The following is a 15,817-nucleotide window of genomic DNA, read 5'->3' as shown; positions in this document are numbered from 1 at the left end:
CCCGAAACGGCTGCATTCCCGTATGCAGTCTTGAGTGGTTGACGGGCCGCGGCGCGGTGGGAGAAGGGGAAGGGCCCGGGGCTGCACGCGATTCCGCGCGGCAGCTCCGGGCCCCCCGTTGAGCTGAGTGTCCTCGGGTCAGAAGGCCGGCAGGACCGCTCCGTCGGACCAGGTGTCCTCGATGTACTGCTTGACCTCGTCGGAGTGCAGCAGTTCGTCGAGCTTCACGATCGCCTCGTTCGACTCATCACCCGCGCGCACCGCCAGGAAGTTCGCGTACGGATTGCCCTCGCCGTCCTCGACGAGGATGCCGTCCTCCGTGGGGGACAGTCCGGCTTCGAGTGCGTTGTTCCCGTTGATGACCGACGCGTCGACATCCGCCAAGGTACGCGCCAGCTGTGCGGCGTCCGCCTCGACGAACTCGAGGTTCTTCGGGTTGTCCGCGACGTCGTGGATCGTCGCGGACACTGCGTCGACACCGTCGTTGAGACCGATGACGCCCGCCTGGGCGAGCAGGTCGAGCGCGCGGCCCTGGTTCGACGGATCGTTGTTGATACCGATTGTCGCCCCGTCCGGCAGGTCCTCGACGGAGTCGACCTTCTCGGAGAAGAGGGCGAACGGTTCGATGTGGACCCCGTCGAAGTGAGCGAGCTCGTAGCCCTGCCCCTCGACCTCCGACTCGTAGTACGGGAGGTGCTGGAAGTAGTTGGCGTCGAGGTCGCCGTCGACGAGCGCCTTGTTTGGGGCGGTGTAGTCCGTGTACTCCGTGATCTCGAGGTCCAGCCCGGCGTCTTCGGCGAGGTTCTCGTCGACGAACGTGAGGATGTCGCCGTGCGGAACGGGTGAGACGCCGACGGTCAGCGTCGTGACACCGTCGCTCTCGGCACCGACCGCCTGGTCCTCGCCGCCTCCCGCACCGCACGCGCTCAGCGTGAGGGCGGTGGCTGCGACTGCAGCTGCGAGTGTGAGGGTCTTGCGCATTGTTCTCCTTCGTCAGGTGTGTACCTGGTACTGGTGGGTCGTGATGTGTGTGCAGCGCGCGGTTCTACGCGCGATGGTCGACGGTTCTGGCGAGGAGGTCGCCCAGGAGCTGGAGGAGCGCGACGCAGGCGACGAGGAGGACGATGCAGGCGAGCATCGTGTCCGTCTGGTAGCGCTGGTACCCGTACGAGATCGCCAGGGCCCCCAGGCCGCCCCCGCCCACCGCTCCGGCCATCGCCGTGTAGCTCACGAGCGCTACGGCGGTCACGGTCGCACCGGACACGAGGCCCGGCAGCGCCTCCGGGACGAGGACCTGCCGCACCAGCTGCCAGTTGCCGGCGCCCATCATCTGGACGGCTTCGATCTTGCCGGTGGCGACTTCCCGCAGTGACGCCTCGACGAGGCGGGCGTAGAAGGGGATCGCGCTCACCGTGAGGGAGACGACGGTCGCCTGCCAGCCCAGTGCCGATCCGGTGACGAACCGGGCGAACGGGATGAGCGCGATCATGAGGATGATGAACGGGATCGAGCGGCCGATGTCGACGACCGCGGAGACCACCCGGTAGACGACGGCGTTCTCCGTGAGGGAGTCCTTCGCGGTCATGTACAGCCAGACGCCCAGCGGCAGGCCGGCGATGATCGCGAACGCGGTCGCGAAGACGGTCATGAGGAGCGTCTCGCCCAGGGCGGGCCACAGCTCGATGCGGATCGCGGGGTTCTCGAACCAGGTGGGCCGGTCGGTGGTCATGCCGCCGCCTCGACATGGATGCCGCCCGACCGGAGTGCCGTCTCGAGGTCGTCCCGTGTGCGGAGATCCGTGCACGTGATGCGCAGGCGGCCCACCTGGGACCCGCCGATCGTCTCGAGCGTCCCGGATTCCACTGACGCGATCGGGGCTCCCGCGCGTGCTGCGAGGTCGAAGACCGTAGTGAGCGGCGTGCCCGCGAGAGCCACCTCGAGAGTGAAGCGGTCCGGGTCGTGGGGGACGTGGGGGAGTGGGACGAGGTCCTTGGCGAGCGGTGAACCCGGATCCGCGAGGATGGCGGACAGGGAGCCGGTCTGCGTCACCGCGCCGTTCTCCAGCAGGGTGGCCGCGTCACAGATCTCGCGGACGACGGACATCTCGTGCGTGATGATGAGGACCGTGATCCCCAGTCTGTCCCGCAGAGAGGCGATGAGACCGAGGATCTGTCCTGTGGTCTGGGTGTCGAGAGCGCTTGTGGGCTCATCGCACAGCAGGATCTTCGGCTCGCTCGCGAGCGCCCGGGCGATGCCGACGCGCTGCTGCTGCCCGCCGGACAGCTGCGCGGGATGGTTGTCCGCACGGTCGGTCAGTCCGACGAGGTCGAGGAGTTCGAGTGCGCGGGACCGACGCTCGGCGCGCTTCATGCCGGCGACCTGGAGGGGGTGTTCGACGTTCTCCAGCGCCGTGCGGGAGTCCAGGAGGTTCGCGTGCTGGAATACCATGCCGATGCTGCGGCGGGATTCGCGCAGCCGCGCACCGCTCAGCGCGGTGATGTCGACGCCGTCTATGCTCGCGCTGCCGGACGTCGAGCGCTCGAGGCCCGTGAGACAGCGGATGAGGGTGGACTTCCCGGCTCCGGAGCGACCGACGATCCCGTGGATCTCACCTTCTGCGACGGAGAGGGTGATGCCATCCAGAGCGGTGACGCCTGCGAACTCCTTCCGGAGCTCTGTGAGTTCGATCAACGGGTGTCCTCGGGTCGAGCGGGGTGCCGGGGTCGCCGGCGAACGTCCACATTCTGAACGGTTCGCCGACTCGCGCGGCCACGCGGCGTCACATAACGCAACACATCCGGAGCGCAGGAGAGCGGCGGGACCCCCGCCCCGCCGTTCTCCTGCGTGAACTGCGCCGTCCGCGCGTGAGGACGCTCACGCTGCGACCCGTGAGGGCGGCCCTGCTCAGACTGTGACGACGACCTTCCCGGTCGTCCGTCGGCCCTCGAGCGCCCGGTGGGCCTCTGCCGCGTCCGTGAGGGGGAACGACTGTCCTACCCGGAAGTCGAGCCAGCGGTTCGACAGCCCGTCGAAGAGCATCTCCGAACGCTCTGCCAGCTCCTCCGGCGTGCGGACGAACCAGACGAGCGACGGGCGGGACAGGAAGACGCCGCCTTCGCCGTTGAGCCGCTGGATGTCGAACGGCGGGACCTGGCCGGAAGCGCCGCCGAACAGCACGACCGAGCCCCTGACAGCAGTCGCCTTGAGGGAGGCGTCGAAGGTGTCCTTGCCGACGCCGTCGTACGCGACGTCGACCCCGCGACCGTCCGTCAGGTCGAGGACCGTCTGTGCGACGTCCACGCCGTCGCCGTACAGGAACACGTGGTCGGCGCCTGCGGCACGGGCCAGTTCCGCCTTCTCCTCCGTGGACACGGTGCCGATGACGGTGCCGCCCAGGTGCTTGATGAGCTGGACGAGGAGGAGTCCCACGCCTCCGGCCGCCGCATGGACCAGTGCGGTCTGGCCCGGTTCGACCCGGTGGGAGCCGGTCACGAGGTACTGGGCGGTGAGGCCCTGCAGGGGGATCGCTGCGGCTGACTCGAAGTCGACTCCTTCGGGCGCCCGCATCGCCTTGTCCGCGCGGACGATCACGTGCGTGGCGTAGGAGCCGGCAGCGTCGTGCCATGCGACCCGGTCGCCCGCGCTCCATGCGGTGACGCCCTCGCCCACCTGAGCGACGACGCCGGAGCCCTCGACCCCGACCGTGTGGGGGTAGTCCATCGGGTAGACGCCGGACCTGCGGTAGGTGTCGATGAAGTTGATCCCGGCGGCCCGCACCTCGACGAGGATCTCTCCCGGCCCGGGGGCACCGACCTCGATCGGGCCGTACTCGAGGACCTCCGGCCCTCCTGCTCGCATCGCTCTGACACCGTGTGCTTCCACCATCGTCGGTCCCTCTCTCTGCGCGTGCGTGCGCTGTGACTTCTCCGTCACTCCGAGCGTAGCGGGGACGCCTGCCGGGGCTGCGAACTGTTCGCGCTCCGGACGCTGCGCATACGCACGCATCATCGTGTATGATTATTCGCATGAGTGAATACAGTGTCGCGGTCTCCGGCGCCACCGGCTACGCGGGGGGCGAGGTCCTCCGGCTGCTGGCTGGCCATCCCCGCCTGCGGGTGACCACGGCTGCAGGCCATTCGACCGCCGGCGACCGTCTGGGGCTGCATCAGCCGCACCTCGCGACCTTCGCGGACCTCGAGATCCGGCCGTCCACGGCGGAGGCGCTGGCGGGACACGACGTCGTCGTCCTCGCGCTCCCGCACGGCGCGTCCGGCGCGATCGCGGCGGAGCTGGAGAAGACGAGCCCCGGAACGCTCATCCTCGACCTCGCTGCCGACCACAGGCTCACGGACGCCGCCGCGTGGAGGCGATTCTACGGCAGTGAGCACCAGGGGACGTGGGATTATGGGCTGCCGGAGCTGCTGCGTGCGGACGGATCGAAGCAGCGCGACGTGCTGCGCGAGTCGACGCGTATCGCTGTCCCGGGCTGCAACGTCACCGCGGTGACGCTGGGCTTCCAGCCGCTGGTCCGGGCCGGGCTGATCGACGCGACGCGCCTCACCGCGACGCTCGCCAACGGCGTCTCCGGTGCCGGCAAGGCCGTCAAGCCGCACCTGCTGGCCGGGGAGATCGTCGGTGACGTGAGCTCGTACGGGCAGGCCGGTGTTCACCGCCACGTCCCGGAGATCGAGCAGAACCTCGCGGGCGTGCTCGGGGTGGATGCCGCGTCCCAGCACGACGGTGCGGTCCGCATCGCCTTCACACCCACCCTCGTGCCCGTGGTCCGGGGCATCCACGCGACGCTCACCGCACCACTGATGCCGGGAACCCCGGCCGCCGAGGCCGCAGTCGCTGCCGCGGACGCGTTCGCCGCTGCCTATGCGGACGAACCGTTCGTCTCCGTCCTGCCGGACGGCCAGTGGCCGCGCACCGCCTCCGTCACGGGTTCGAACAGCGCCCAGATCCAGTGGGCGGTCGACGAGCGGGCCGGCACCGTGCTCGTGACGGTCGCGCTCGACAACCTCGTCCGCGGCACCGCCGGGCAGGCTCTCCAGTCCGCCCACCTAGCGCTCGGGCTCGACGAAGCACTCTCCCTCTCCGTGAATGGAGTCGCACCATGACGGTCACCCATCCCACCGGCTTCCGCGCCGCAGGGCTCACCGTCGGGCTCAAGCCCTCGCGGACGCCCGATCTGTCTGCGGTCATCAACGACGGCCCCTCCGACGCCGTCGCCGCCGTCTACACGTCCAACCGCTGCAAGGCGAACCCGGTCCTCTGGTCGGAGCAGGCGGGTGCGGACGGCCGTGCGCGCGCCGTCGTCCTCAATTCCGGCGGGGCGAACTGCTACACCGGCGCGTTCGGCTTCGAGACCTCCCGCCTCACCGCGGAGAGGACCGCGGAGCTGCTCGACGTCCGCGCCGAGGACGTCCTCATCTGCTCCACCGGCCTCATCGGGGTGGGCGGACAGGACTTCCGCGACCGGATCGTCGGTGGGCTGCCGCAGCTCGTCGAGGCCGCCGGCGCGGCGGCGCAGGACGGGCGGACCGCCGCGGAAGCGATCATGACGACGGACACCGTCGCGAAGACGGTGGAGCGCACCGGCACGGACGGGTACCGGCTGGGCGGGATGGCGAAGGGCGCGGGCATGCTCGCGCCCGGGCTCGCGACGATGCTGGTCGTCGTGACGACGGACGCCGCGCTGCCGGCCGAAGCGCTGGACCGCGCGCTGCGCGCTGCGACCGCGCAGTCCTTCGACCGGCTGGACACCGACGGCTGCATGTCGACGAACGACACCGTGATCCTCATGGCCTCCGGTGCCTCCGGCGTCACCCCCGAAGAAGCGGACTTCACGGACCTCCTCACCGACGCGTGCCTCGACCTCATGCGGCAGCTGCACGTCGATGCCGAAGGTGCCCACCACGACATCGCGATCACGACGACCGGAGCCGCGAGCGTCGACGACGCCGTCACGGTGAGCCGCTCCGTGGCCCGCTCCAACCTCTTCAAGGCCGCGATCTTCGGGGAGGACCCCAACTGGGGTCGCGTCGTCGCCCAGGTGGGCACCACGGACGCCGCCTTCGATCCGGCATGCATCGACGTGACCATCAACGGGGTGCGCGTCTGCACGGACTCCACCCCGGACGAGGACCCGACGGCCGTCGTCTTCACCCGCGAGGTGACCGTCGACATCGACCTGAAGTCAGGCGACTCCGCAGCGACCGTGTGGACGTCCGACCTCACCCACGACTACGTCGAAGAGAACAGCGCGTACTCCACATGAACAGCACAGCAGACCAGACGACCCCCGCTCAGCGGCTCGCCCAGGCCCAGGCGAAGGCGGACGTCCTCACGGAGGCCCTGCCCTGGATCAAGACCTTCGCGGGTGCGACGATCGTCATCAAGTACGGCGGCAACGCGATGGTGAGCCCGGAGCTCCAGCAGGCCTTCGCGGACGACATCGCGTTCCTGCGGTTCGCGGGGATCCGCCCCATCGTCGTCCACGGTGGGGGACCGCAGATCTCCTCGATGCTCGACCGGCTGGGGATCAGCAGCGAGTTCCGCGCCGGCCAGCGCGTCACCAGCGAAGAAGCAGCCCACGTGGCGCGCATGGTGCTGTCCGGCCACGTCAACCGCGACATCGTCGCCCGCATCAACCAGAACGGCAGCTCTGCTGTGGGACTGTCCGGGGAGGACGGAGACCTCCTGCTCGCCCATCCCGCACAGGTCGTTGTCGACGGGGAAGTCGTCGGGCTGGGACGGGTGGGAGAGGTCGAACGGGTGTCGACGGATCTCCTGCACGAACTGCTCGACGCGGGCCGCGTCCCCGTCGTCTGCTCGATCGCGAGCGAACTGGGCGGTGAACCGGGCAAGCCCCTCAACGTCAACGCGGACCTCGCCGCCGCCGCGATCGCCCGCCACATGCGCGCGGACAAGCTCGTCATGCTCACCGACGTGGCGGGCCTCTACCGGAACTGGCCGGACGCGGACAGCCTCATCTCGCAGATCTCGACCGACGAGCTGCGGGAGCTCCTGCCTGTGCTCGATGCAGGCATGATCCCCAAGATGACAGCGGCCCTGGAGGCCGTGGAATCTGGCGTGGGCCACGCGCACATCGTGGACGGACGCGTCGAGCATTCGATCCTGCTGGAGATCTTCACGACCGAAGGCATCGGCACGATGGTGAGCGCAGACCCGGACGCACTCGAGAACACCATGGGAGGACCCGCATGAACGACCTGAGCGACTGGCGCAACCACCACTCCGCCTCGATCCTCCCCGCGCTCGGACGGCCGCAGCGCCTGCTGGTGCGGGGCGAGGGCGTCCACGTGTGGGACGAGACGGGGAAGCGGTACACCGACCTGCTCGCGGGCATCGCGGTGAACGCCCTGGGCCATGCCCACCCGGCGATCGTCGAGGCCCTCACCCGGCAGGCGGGCACGCTGGGCCACATCTCGAACTTCTTCGCCTCCCCGCCGCAGATCGCGCTGGCGGAACGGGTGCTCGCACTCGCGGAGGCACCGGAAGGCTCGAGCGTCTACTTCTCGAACTCCGGTGCGGAGGCGAACGAGGCGGCGCTGAAGATCACCCGCCGCACCGGGCGGTCGAAGATCGTGGCGGTGGAGGGGTCGTTCCACGGACGCACCATGGGTGCCCTCGCGCTCACGTCGAAGGCTGCGTACCGGGAACCGTTCGAACCGGGTGTTCCCGGTGTCGTGCATGTCCCGTTCGGAGACGAGGCGGCCCTGCGCGCAGCGGTCGACACGGACACCGCAGCGGTCATCCTCGAACCGATCCAGGGGGAGTCGGGCGTCCGTCACCATCCCACGGGCTACCTGAGTGCGGCACGTGAGGCGACGATCGCCGTCGGCGCCCTCCTGGTGCTCGACGAGGTGCAGACCGGGATCGGCCGCACCGGCGCGTGGTTCGCCTTCCAGCACCCGGAGCTCGGGGAGGGGATCGTCCCCGACGTCGTCACCCTCGCGAAGGGGCTGGGCGGAGGAATGCCGATCGGAGCGACGCTCATGTTCGGCCGTTCCGTCACGCAGCTGCTGCAGCCGGGTCAGCACGGCTCGACGTACTCCGGCAACCCGCTCGCGACCGCGGTGTCCCTCGCGGTGCTCGACACACTCGCGGCTGACGGGCTCGTCGACCACGCAGCGGCGCTGGGAGAGCGGGCACGCGAACGCTTCTCAGCGCTGGCCGAGGTCACGGAGGTGTCCGGCACCGGACTGCTCCTGGGCCTCGAACTGCGCGACGGGTCCGCGAAGGACGTGACGACCGCGGCACTCGAAGCGGGCTTCATCGTGAATCCCGTGACGGAGACCCGCCTGCGGATCGCACCGCCCCTCATCATCACCGACGACCAGCTGCTGGACTTCGCCGACGCACTGCCCGGTCTCCTCACAGCCGCGGCCCAGGCCTCAGCAGCCCCGGAAGGACGAGCATGACCCGCCATTTCCTCAAGGACACGGACCTCACTCCCGACGAGCTCACAGAGGTGCTCGACCTCGCCGTCGAGCTCAAGGCCGACCCCTACTCGGCCCGCCCCCTCGAAGGGCCACAGACCGTCGCGGTGTTCTTCGACAAGACGTCGACGCGCACCCGCGTGAGCTTCGCCGCCGGGATCAGCCAGCTGGGCGGGGCCCCTCTCATCGTGAATCCTGGGGAGAGCCAGCTGGGGCACAAGGAGTCGATCGCGGACACCGCGCGCGTGCTCGAACGGATGGTCTCCGCGATCGTGTGGCGCACGTTCGCGCAGGCAGGTCTCGAGGAGATGGCGGAGCACTCGTCCGTCCCCGTCGTCAATGCGCTGTCGGACGACTTCCACCCCTGCCAGATCCTCGCGGACCTCGTGACGATCCGTGAGCACCGGGGGACCGGTGAGGGCAACGGGCTGGCCGGGCTCACGATGAGCTACTACGGCGACGGCGCGAACAACATGGCCAATTCGTACGCGCTGGGCGGTGTGAACGCGGGCATGCACGTGCGGATCGCGGCACCCTCAGGCTTCCAGCCTGATGCGGGGATCCTCGCCGAGGCCGAAGAGCTCGCGGTCCGCACCGGCGGCTCGCTCACCGTGACGGACGACCCCGTCGCCGCGGCGGACGGCGCGCAGGTGCTCGTGACCGACACGTGGGTGTCGATGGGTCAGGACGCGGACGGCCGCGACGACGAGAGCTCCCCCTTCACCGCCTACCAGGTGACGGACGAGCTCATGAGCCGTGGCGACGACCCGATCTTCCTCCACTGCCTGCCCGCATACCGCGGCAAGGAGGTCGCCGCCCCCGTCATCGACGGCCCCGCCTCCGTCGTGTTCGACGAGGCGGAGAACCGACTACACGCACAGAAGGCGCTGCTGACATGGCTCCTGAACAGCTGACGACGAAGACTGCCAGGCAGCAGCTCATCGTCTCGCTCATCGAACGACAGCCGATCGCGTCGCAGTCCGAACTGGCCACTCGCCTGTCCTCGATGGGCGTCACCGTCACCCAGGCCACCCTGTCCCGGGACCTCGGTGAGATCGGGGCCGTCAAGGTGCGCGGCGCCTCGGGCGCGGTGTATGCGGTGCCCGGCGAGGGCGGCGACCGGGCATCCCTCTTCTCCGCGCAGGGGGAGGACGTCTTCGATGCCCGCCTCCAGCGACTGCTGGAGGAGGTGCTGGTGAGCGCCGTCCACTCGGACAACCTCGTCGTCCTGCGGACACCGCCCGGCGCCGCGCAGTACCTGGCCAGCGCGATCGACCGCTCCGTCGTCGGCGGCGTCATCGGGTCGATCGCCGGAGACGACACAGTCCTCGTCATCGCGGCGGCGGACGTGGGCGGCAAGCGCATCGCCCGGCTCTTCCTCGAGCTCGCCGGACACGTCGCCGCGGGCACTGCCGAGGAGGACGACACGACGGGCGACACGGACGCGCCGACCTGACCGTCCGCGCACGGGCAGGCCCCCATGCTTCACACTGAACCACAGAGCGCAGTCGTTCGACGCGCACCCGACACAAGGAGAACAGACTCATGACTGACAGGATCGTCCTCGCCTACTCGGGAGGACTCGACACCTCCGTCGCGATCGGCTGGATCCAGGAGGCCACCGGAGCCGAGGTCGTGGCCATGGCCGTCGACGTCGGCCAGGACGGCGAAGACCTCGAGACCATCCGCCAGCGGGCGCTTGACTGCGGTGCCGTCGAGGCGTACGTCGCCGACGCCCGCGACGAGTTCGCCAACGAGTACTGCATGCCCGGCCTCAAGGCCAACACGCTGTACATGGACGCGTACCCCAACGTGTCCGCGCTGTCCCGCCCGATCATCACGAAGCACCTGGTGCGCGCGGCACGGCAGTTCGGTGCGAGCACGGTCGCCCACGGCTGCACGGGCAAGGGCAACGACCAGGTCCGATTCGAGGTCTCGCTCACCTCGCTCGCTCCCGACCTCACGTGCATCGCACCCGTCCGTGACCTCGCGCTCACCCGGGAAGCTGCGATCGAGTACGCGGAGCGCAACGACCTGCCGATCGTCACGACGAAGTCGAATCCCTTCTCCGTCGACCAGAACGTGTGGGGACGCGCTGTGGAGACCGGCTTCCTCGAGGACATCTGGAACAGCCCCACGAAGGACGTCTACGAGTACACCGACGACCCGGCGTTCCCGCCGCCGGCCGACGAGGTGACGCTCACCTTCGAGAAGGGCATCCCGACGAAGATCGACGGCCGCGCCGTCACGCCGCTCGAGGCGATCATGGAGCTCAACACGCGGGCGGGTGCCCAGGGCATCGGCCGGATCGACATCGTCGAGGACCGGCTGGTCGGCATCAAGTCCCGCGAGGTGTACGAAGCGCCCGGCGCGATGACCCTCATCGCGGCGCACCGCGAACTGGAGAACATCACGCTCGAGCGCGAGCAGGCCCGCTTCAAGAAGCTCGTCGATCAGCGGTGGACCGAACTCGTGTACGACGGCCAGTGGTTCTCCCCGCTCAAGCAGAACCTCGATTCCTTCATCGAAGCCTCGCAGGAGTACGTCTCCGGTGAGATCCGGATGGTGCTGCACGGCGGGCGCGCGACCGTGGAAGGGCGCCGCTCCGAGACGACGCTCTACGACTTCGGCCTCGCCACCTACGACGAGGGCCAGACGTTCGACCAGTCCGCGGCGCGCGGCTTCATCGACATCTTCGGCCTCTCGTCGAAGCAGGCCGCGGCACGCGACGTGAAGTTCGGCAAGGACAAGCTGAAGTGACCGGACAGTCGACCCCCGCGGACGCGGGGGGCAGGGGAGACGGCGCTCCGTCGGAGGAGTCCGAGCGGGTGGCGCTGTGGGGCGGACGGTTCGCCTCCGGACCGGCCGATGCGCTCGCGCAGCTGTCGAAGTCCACGGACTTCGACTGGCGACTGGCCCGCTACGACCTCGCGGCGTCCCGCGCCCACGCACGGGTCCTGTCCCGTGCGGGCCTGCTGACGGATTCCGACCTCACCGCGATGATCGCGGCGCTCGACGAGCTCGAGCGCCGCGTCGTCGCGGGCGAATTCCTGCCCGCGCAGGACGACGAGGACGTGCATTCGGCCCTGGAACGCGGACTCATGGAGGTCGCGGGAACGGAGCTGGGAGGCAGGCTGCGCGCCGGGCGGTCGAGGAACGACCAGATCGCGACCTTCGGCCGGATGTACCTGCGTGATCACGCCCGCGTGATCGCGGGTCTCGTGCTCGACAGCGTCGACGCACTCATCGGTCAGGCGGAAGCGCACGCGGATGCGGCGATGCCGGGGCGCACGCACCTGCAGCACGCCCAGCCGGTGCTGCTGGGCCACCACCTGCTGGCGCACGCGTGGCCGCTGCTGCGCGACGTCGAGCGGCTCGTCGACCTCGACGCCCGGCTCGCAGTGTCCCCGTACGGGTCCGGGGCACTCGCCGGGTCGTCACTGGGCCTCGATCCGCAGGCGGTCGCGCGGGAACTGGGGTTCGAGGACTCCGTCGAGAACTCGATCGACGGCACCGCGTCGCGCGACGTCTTCGCGGAGTTCGCGTTCGTCGCCGCGATGATCGGCGTCGACCTCTCCCGGCTCAGCGAGGAGATCATCGTGTGGGCGACGAAGGAGTTCTCCTTCGTCACCCTCGACGACGCCTTCTCCACCGGATCGTCGATCATGCCCCAGAAGAAGAACCCGGACGTCGCAGAGCTCACGCGCGGCAAGTCCGGTCGCCTCATCGGCGACCTCACCGGTCTGCTCGCGACGCTCAAGGCGATGCCGCTGGCCTACAACCGGGACCTCCAGGAGGACAAGGAGCCGGTGTTCGACGCGTCGGACACACTCGAGCTGCTGCTGCCCGCGTTCACGGGCATGGTCTCGACGCTCGTGTTCAACGTGGAGCGGATGGAGCACCTGGCTCCGCGGGGATTCGCGCTGGCGACGGACGTCGCGGAATGGCTCGTCCGCCAGGGCGTGCCCTTCCGGGTGGCCCATGAGCTGTCCGGCGAGGCCGTGCGCCTGGCCGAATCCCGTGATGCCGAACTGTGGGATCTGACCGACGAGGACTACGCGGGCATCTCCGAGCACTTCACCCCGGGAGTGCGCGAGGTCCTCACGACTCGCGGTTCGATCGATTCGCGCAGCGCGAAGGGCGGCACGGCCCGCAGCGCGGTCGCCTCGCAGCTCACGAACGCACGGAAGGAATCCGCGCGGCTGCGTGAGTTCGCGTCCCAGCGGCTCGTCTGATCGCTGGTGAGCGGGTGCGCCCGCCGGACGCCTGCGAGAAGGCGTCCGGCGGGCGGTTAAACTGTCTGGCGGTGTGCGACTGCGACCCGGCCGGGACTCGGCTGCTGGGGCGGAAGGCGCCTGTGTAGGAAAGGAAAGCTGTGACCGATATCCTCAGCGAGCTGCAGGCCAGGAATCTTGTGGCGCTGTCCACCGACGAAGACGCCTTGCGCAGGGCACTCACGGAGGAGACGGTCCGGTTCTATGTGGGCTTCGACCCCACCGCGCCCAGCCTGCACATGGGCAACCTCGTGCAGATCCTCACCGCGAAGCGGCTGCAGGATGCGGGCCACCAGCCGTTCGCCCTGGTCGGAGGCGCGACGGGTCTCATCGGGGATCCCCGCATGTCGGGTGAGCGGACGCTCAACACGCGCGAAGTGGTCGACGGCTGGGTGGACAGCATCCGCTCCCAGATCGAACGGTTCCTGGACTTCGAGGGCCCGGTCGCCGCGCAGATGGTCAACAACCTCGACTGGACCGGTGGCCTGAGCGCGCTCGACTTCCTCCGGGACATCGGCAAGCACTTCTCCGTCAACCGGATGCTCGCGAAGGAGACGGTGGCGACCCGTCTGAACAGTGAGCACGGGATCTCCTTCACGGAGTTCTCCTACCAGATCCTCCAGGGGAACGACTTCCTCGAGCTCCACCGCCGCCACGGCATCACGATGCAGACGGGCGGTTCGGACCAGTGGGGCAACCTCACGTCCGGGACGGACCTCATCCGCCGTGTGGAGCAGAAGACGGTCCACGCGATGGCGACACCGCTCATCACGAAGGCGGACGGAACGAAATTCGGCAAGACGGAATCGGGCACGGTCTGGCTGGATCCGGCGCTGACGAGCCCTTACGCGTTCAGCCAGTTCTGGCTCAACGCGGACGACCGGGACGTCGTCAAGTACCTCCGCGTCTTCTCCTTCCGCTCGCTCGAGGAGATCGAGGACATCCGTGTCCGCTTCGAAGAGGCGCCGCACACCCGCATCGCACAGAAGGCCCTCGCGGAGGAAGTGACGACGATGGTGCACGGAGCGGAGCACGCCACACAGGCGTTCGCGGCGGCGGACGCACTGTTCCGTGGTGGGGAACTGCGAGGCATCGACGGCGGCACGCTGGGAGCTGCCACCGCAGAGCTGCCGCACGGCGAGGTGAGTGCCGCTGCCCTCGAAGAGGGGCTGCCCGTCGCCGACGCCCTGGCACTTGCCGGCATCGTCAAGTCGAAGTCCGAGGGGCGACGTGCACTGCGCGAAGGCGGAGCGTACGTCAACAACGCGAAGGCTGAGGGCGAGGACGCAGTCGTCACCCAGGCCGACGTCCTGGACGCCGGCACGAACGGCGTCATCGTCCTGCGTCGCGGCAAGAAGACGCTGGGCGCGCTCACGATCACGCGCGACTGAGCCGCTTCCTGCCGAGAAGGCCCCGGTCGGATCCTCCCGAGGATCCGACCGGGGCCTTTCCTCTGCCGCGCCGGATCGATCTCCGCGTCCACCCCACGGTCACCGGAAGAGAACAGGTAGCGTGCGCGGTATGGCGATGGACGGACAGACGGAAGACAGCCATGTGGCCCGCCCGGGCCACACTGCGGCGCGCAGTGGGACGGCGCGCGGTTCTTCACAGTCGGGCGACCTGCGGGGCGCAGCGGTGTTCACCCTGCTGGCGCTGGCTCTCGCATGGATCGTGATGCTGCCGCTCTGGATCCTCGTGGAGGGCGACCCCGTGTACGGGGAGCCGGGTGCGGACGCCGACGCCGCGATGTCCGCACTGTCGGGAGGAGATCCGGAAGCCGTTCCCTCTCCCGACGAGATCGTGAGGCTCCTGCTCCTCCAGCTCTTCCCCACGGCGATGATGCTCACCCCGGCGGTCGCCGCGTGGCTCTCCGTGCGATGGGTCGACGGAGTCCGCTTCCGGCGGATGTTCCGCGTGCTGGGGTTCACCGTGCGCAGCGCGCGCGGGCTGCACCCGGTGGTCGTGATCCTGCTGTGGAGCGGCATCGCGATCATTGCCACCCCGGTGCTCGTCGCCCTCACCGTCGCAGTGGCCGCAGCCCTGGGGTTCCTCGACCTCGACACGAGCATTCCGGCACTCGCCCCGTCGGCGGCAGTATCCGGGATCCCCGTCCTGGTTCTCTTCCTCCTCCAGGTGGCGGCCATCCCGTTCGCAGCGGTGCTGCCCAACGGACTGCTCGCCGCGGGTGAGGAGATCGGCTGGCGGGGATACCTGCTGCCACGGCTGATCCGACTGTGGGGGACCCCAGCTGCGGTTCTCGCGTCCGGAGTCGTGTGGGGACTGTGGCACGCGCCCCTCATCCTCCTGGGGTACAACTTCGCCCGTCCCCACGCAGGGGGAGTGCTCCTCATGATCGCCGGCTGTGTCGCCGCAGGTGCGTGGCTGTCATGGCTGCGGGTGAGGAGTGGGACGGTGTGGCCGGCGATCTTCGCGCACGGTGCACTCAACGCATCCGCCGGCCTCTACCTGCTCCTGTCCGCCTCACCGGATGTCGATGGCGCGACCGCCGGGCCGCTCGGCGTCGCCGGGTGGATCGTGTTCGGTGTGACCGGCGCAGTCCTCCTCGGGGCCTTCGCACGGAGGAGGGGACTCGACACGGCGTCGTGAACCGCACGGGCACGTGGCTTGCAGAGACCCAGCACCCGGCCGGTCAGCGGTGCTGCCAACCACCTGTGATGGGTGCCATAGGGTTCTGATTTGCGTGTTCGGGTGGGATGACATAGATTTATATCTGTTGCTCGGCGGGAACACCGAAGAGAACAGGACGGCCGGTCGTATACGAACCGTAGTCGCCTGGTACCACTGGAACGGCAGTCGGCAACAGGTTCACTCGATTATCTGGATCAGCAGCGGATTGTTGCCGGGTCGCAGCGTGTGGCGCAGGTCACTGAGAAGTGGTTTGCGTGGCGGGTTCGAGTGAGTATAGAGTTAACACTCGTTGCCCTGAGGGTGAGCGGGACGGAAACGTCTGGTTCATGCCGTGTGGGTGGCGCATAATTTGTGGTGATGAGCGCCTTTCGGTGAGTGCTGGGACTGTGTGTTCTGGTGTGAGCGGTTTGTGTGTCTGTTCTTTGAGAA

The 15,817-nt window shown here is 69.0% G+C and carries 14 protein-coding genes; 10 read left to right on the top strand and 4 right to left on the bottom strand.

The genetic code is table 11. The annotated features are described in order from the left end of the window. Nucleotides 1–138 precede the first annotated feature (138 nt). The 4 genes from JFC09_RS08535 to JFC09_RS08520 form a co-directional block, all read right to left on the bottom strand. On the bottom strand, nucleotides 139–981 hold the full coding sequence (locus JFC09_RS08535) for a MetQ/NlpA family ABC transporter substrate-binding protein (protein WP_198393607.1): 843 nt from the start codon (nucleotides 979–981) through the stop codon (nucleotides 139–141). A gap of 64 nt (nucleotides 982–1,045) precedes the next feature. Continuing rightward, on the bottom strand, nucleotides 1,046–1,729 hold the full coding sequence (locus tag JFC09_RS08530) for a methionine ABC transporter permease (RefSeq protein WP_198393606.1): 684 nt from the start codon (nucleotides 1,727–1,729) through the stop codon (nucleotides 1,046–1,048). Continuing rightward, nucleotides 1,726–2,691 carry a methionine ABC transporter ATP-binding protein gene (locus JFC09_RS08525; RefSeq protein ID WP_198393605.1) on the bottom strand — a complete coding sequence of 322 codons (966 nt, stop codon included), beginning with the start codon at nucleotides 2,689–2,691 and terminating at the stop codon, nucleotides 1,726–1,728. Before JFC09_RS08525 ends, JFC09_RS08530 begins: the two co-directional genes overlap by 4 nt. A gap of 213 nt (nucleotides 2,692–2,904) precedes the next feature. Then, on the bottom strand, nucleotides 2,905–3,885 hold the full coding sequence (locus JFC09_RS08520) for a quinone oxidoreductase family protein (RefSeq protein ID WP_198394028.1): 981 nt from the start codon (nucleotides 3,883–3,885) through the stop codon (nucleotides 2,905–2,907). A 140-nt stretch (nucleotides 3,886–4,025) separates the two neighbouring features. On the opposite strand from JFC09_RS08520, the gene argC reads away from it, so the two are divergent. The 10 genes from argC to JFC09_RS08470 all read left to right on the top strand — a co-directional run bounded on the left by argC (nucleotide 4,026) and on the right by JFC09_RS08470 (nucleotide 15,346). Next, the gene (gene argC, locus JFC09_RS08515; protein WP_232483376.1) at nucleotides 4,026–5,120 is read left to right on the top strand and encodes an N-acetyl-gamma-glutamyl-phosphate reductase; all 1,095 of its coding nucleotides are present in this window, start codon (nucleotides 4,026–4,028) and stop codon (nucleotides 5,118–5,120) included. Continuing rightward, nucleotides 5,117–6,280: a bifunctional glutamate N-acetyltransferase/amino-acid acetyltransferase ArgJ gene (argJ, locus tag JFC09_RS08510; RefSeq protein WP_198393603.1), complete on the top strand. Its 1,164-nt coding sequence runs from the start codon at nucleotides 5,117–5,119 to the stop codon at nucleotides 6,278–6,280. Before argC ends, argJ begins: the two co-directional genes overlap by 4 nt. Next, on the top strand, nucleotides 6,277–7,230 hold the full coding sequence (gene argB, locus JFC09_RS08505; RefSeq protein WP_198393602.1) for an acetylglutamate kinase: 954 nt from the start codon (nucleotides 6,277–6,279) through the stop codon (nucleotides 7,228–7,230). Before argJ ends, argB begins: the two co-directional genes overlap by 4 nt. Further along, nucleotides 7,227–8,447, top strand: coding sequence for an acetylornithine transaminase (locus JFC09_RS08500; RefSeq protein WP_198393601.1), 1,221 nt, complete (start codon nucleotides 7,227–7,229; stop codon nucleotides 8,445–8,447). Before argB ends, JFC09_RS08500 begins: the two co-directional genes overlap by 4 nt. After that, entirely contained in the window at nucleotides 8,444–9,379 is a 936-nt protein-coding gene (argF, locus tag JFC09_RS08495) for an ornithine carbamoyltransferase (protein ID WP_198393600.1), read from the top strand. Before JFC09_RS08500 ends, argF begins: the two co-directional genes overlap by 4 nt. Beyond that, entirely contained in the window at nucleotides 9,361–9,921 is a 561-nt protein-coding gene (locus tag JFC09_RS08490) for an arginine repressor (RefSeq protein ID WP_198393599.1), read from the top strand. The genes argF and JFC09_RS08490 overlap by 19 nt, the downstream gene beginning before the upstream one ends. An 89-nt stretch (nucleotides 9,922–10,010) precedes the next feature. Next, nucleotides 10,011–11,225, top strand: coding sequence for an argininosuccinate synthase (locus JFC09_RS08485; protein ID WP_198393598.1), 1,215 nt, complete (start codon nucleotides 10,011–10,013; stop codon nucleotides 11,223–11,225). 68 nt (nucleotides 11,226–11,293) lie between these two features. Continuing rightward, nucleotides 11,294–12,700 carry an argininosuccinate lyase gene (argH, locus tag JFC09_RS08480; protein ID WP_198394027.1) on the top strand — a complete coding sequence of 469 codons (1,407 nt, stop codon included), beginning with the start codon at nucleotides 11,294–11,296 and terminating at the stop codon, nucleotides 12,698–12,700. Nucleotides 12,701–12,840: 140 nt separating this feature from the next. Then, on the top strand, nucleotides 12,841–14,130 hold the full coding sequence (tyrS, locus tag JFC09_RS08475) for a tyrosine--tRNA ligase (protein ID WP_198393597.1): 1,290 nt from the start codon (nucleotides 12,841–12,843) through the stop codon (nucleotides 14,128–14,130). Nucleotides 14,131–14,260: 130 nt separating this feature from the next. Further along, nucleotides 14,261–15,346 carry a CPBP family intramembrane glutamic endopeptidase gene (locus tag JFC09_RS08470; RefSeq protein ID WP_198393596.1) on the top strand — a complete coding sequence of 362 codons (1,086 nt, stop codon included), beginning with the start codon at nucleotides 14,261–14,263 and terminating at the stop codon, nucleotides 15,344–15,346. Nucleotides 15,347–15,817 lie beyond the last annotated feature (471 nt).

The sequence above is a fragment of the Brevibacterium yomogidense genome (genome assembly GCF_016107685.1).
Lineage (GTDB): Bacteria > Actinomycetota > Actinomycetes > Actinomycetales > Brevibacteriaceae > Brevibacterium > Brevibacterium yomogidense.
Note: the sequence above shows the minus strand (reverse complement) of the source record. Positions and strands in the feature narration are given on the sequence as shown.

Bases quoted from the DNA above. Each gene is read 5' to 3' on its own strand.
- JFC09_RS08535 (WP_198393607.1), bottom strand. From the start codon at position 981: ATGCGCAAGACCCTCACACTCGCAGCTGCAGTCGCAGCCACCGCCCTC.
- JFC09_RS08530 (WP_198393606.1), bottom strand. From the start codon at position 1,729: ATGACCACCGACCGGCCCACCTGGTTCGAGAACCCCGCGATCCGCATC.
- JFC09_RS08520 (WP_198394028.1), bottom strand. From the start codon at position 3,885: ATGGTGGAAGCACACGGTGTCAGAGCGATGCGAGCAGGAGGGCCGGAG.
- argC (WP_232483376.1), top strand. From the start codon at position 4,026: ATGAGTGAATACAGTGTCGCGGTCTCCGGCGCCACCGGCTACGCGGGG.
- argJ (WP_198393603.1), top strand. From the start codon at position 5,117: ATGACGGTCACCCATCCCACCGGCTTCCGCGCCGCAGGGCTCACCGTC.
- argB (WP_198393602.1), top strand. From the start codon at position 6,277: ATGAACAGCACAGCAGACCAGACGACCCCCGCTCAGCGGCTCGCCCAG.
- JFC09_RS08500 (WP_198393601.1), top strand. From the start codon at position 7,227: ATGAACGACCTGAGCGACTGGCGCAACCACCACTCCGCCTCGATCCTC.
- argF (WP_198393600.1), top strand. From the start codon at position 8,444: ATGACCCGCCATTTCCTCAAGGACACGGACCTCACTCCCGACGAGCTC.
- JFC09_RS08490 (WP_198393599.1), top strand. From the start codon at position 9,361: ATGGCTCCTGAACAGCTGACGACGAAGACTGCCAGGCAGCAGCTCATC.
- JFC09_RS08485 (WP_198393598.1), top strand. From the start codon at position 10,011: ATGACTGACAGGATCGTCCTCGCCTACTCGGGAGGACTCGACACCTCC.
- JFC09_RS08470 (WP_198393596.1), top strand. From the start codon at position 14,261: ATGGCGATGGACGGACAGACGGAAGACAGCCATGTGGCCCGCCCGGGC.